Origin of the sequence: Mesorhizobium sp. Cs1299R1N1, from assembly GCF_037179655.1 — a bacterium.
GTDB lineage: Bacteria > Pseudomonadota > Alphaproteobacteria > Rhizobiales > Rhizobiaceae > Mesorhizobium > Mesorhizobium salmacidum.
In genome coordinates this window covers 1-403 of sequence record NZ_JAPYKR010000143.1, presented here as the reverse complement: position 1 = coordinate 403, position 403 = coordinate 1, and the positions used below count along the sequence as shown (strand labels likewise).

The 403-nt window shown below is 60.8% G+C and carries 1 pseudogene; it reads left to right on the top strand.

From position 1 onward, the window contains the following. Positions 1–154 precede the first annotated feature (154 nt). Positions 155–403: pseudogene (locus O7A70_RS34085) on the top strand (transposase); the annotation flags it as partial.

The following is a 403-nucleotide window of genomic DNA, read 5'->3' as shown; positions in this document are numbered from 1 at the left end:
GCGACCTGGCGTTTGAACTCGATGCTGTGACTGCGGTGCTTTGCCATGGGTTCTCTCTCCGAAAACCCGGAAGGCTGGTCAATCCACACATCCCGATCTGTCCACCCTCAGGGGCGCACTCCAATCGGCGTCCAATTTTGCACGCCGATTCACATTCTGGCTGCGCGTGATGAACGAACTGAAGAACCGGGGCGTCGGCGACATCCTGATCGCCGTCGTTGATGGCCTGAAGGGCTTCCCCGAGGCCATCAACGCAGTCTTTCCACAGACGGTCGCGCAGACCTGCATCGTACACCTGATCCGCCATTCCCTCGAGTTCGTGTCGTGGAAGGATCGTAAAGCCGTCGTGCCGGCGCTCAGGGCAATCTACCGGGCCAAGGACGCCGAGGCCGGCATGAAGGCG